This window comes from Salipiger sp. HF18, assembly GCF_011806505.1.
In the GTDB taxonomy this organism is placed as follows: Bacteria; Pseudomonadota; Alphaproteobacteria; order Rhodobacterales; family Rhodobacteraceae; genus Salipiger; species Salipiger thiooxidans.
On record NZ_JAATOS010000868.1, the window covers coordinates 1 to 916 of the forward strand.

Annotated in this window: 1 protein-coding gene and 1 pseudogene; both read left to right on the forward strand. The window is 70.3% G+C overall.

Annotation, left to right across the window (positions count from 1 at the left end):
* Positions 1-671: alpha/beta fold hydrolase (locus HC022_RS27625; RefSeq protein WP_167454503.1), on the forward strand; the 671-nt coding region annotated here is incomplete at its 5' end.
* A gap of 65 nt (positions 672-736) precedes the next feature.
* Positions 737-916, forward strand: a pseudogene (locus HC022_RS27630) (polyphosphate kinase 2); the annotation flags it as partial.

Consider the following 916-nt stretch of genomic DNA (forward strand, 5'->3'; position numbering starts at 1 on the left):
GGCTCGGCTTCACCCCGCGCATCGACAATGACGGCGCCTCGATCCGCGAGCAGGCGGCGCTGCTCAGCGCCGCGGCGCTGCGGCTCGGCGCCGAGCGGCCGGTGGTGCTTGGCCATTCCTACGGCGGCGCCGTCGCGCTGGCATGGGCGGTGGACCACCCGGAGCGGGTCTCGGCGCTGGTGCTGGTCTCGGCCGCGTCGCAGCGCTGGGACGGCGGGCTGCCGTTCTTCTACCGGCTGACCTCGGGGCCTCTTGGTGCGGTCGCGAACCCCGCGATCTCGGCGCTGGCCGGCGAGGACCGGGTGCAGCAGGCCATCGCCGGGGTCTTCGCGCCGCAGCCGGTGCCGCCGGGCTACGCCGAGCACATCGGCGCCGACCTTGCCCTGCGCCCCGAGAGCCTGCGCGAGAACGCCCTGCAGCGCGCCGGGCTCAAGGCCGAGATCGCCGCCATCGTGCCGCGCTACCCGCAGCTCGACCTGCCGGTCGAGCTTCTGCACGGCGATGCCGACACCACGGTGGGTCTGCAGATCCACTCGGTACCGACCTCGCGGCAGATCCCCGGCGCGAGGCTCACGGTGCTGCCCGGTATCGGCCACGCGGCGCAGCACGCCGCCGCGCCCCAGATGGACGCCGCCATCGATCGTGCCGCCGCGCGCGCCGGTTTGCGATAGCCGGTTTGCGTTAATCGCCTTCACATTCCATATTATCCTGCAACCAGATGCACAGGACTCGGCCAGTGACCCTTCCCTTCGATGGCGCCATCAGCGCATTCTACGAGAAAGACGCACCCGAAGAGGTCCGCGCGGCGATCGAAAGCGGCAACAAGGACGACATCCTCTCGCCGAGCTATCCCTACCGCGAGGAAATGTCCGGCAAGCACTACCAGAAGGAAATGGACGCGCTCCAGATCGAGCTG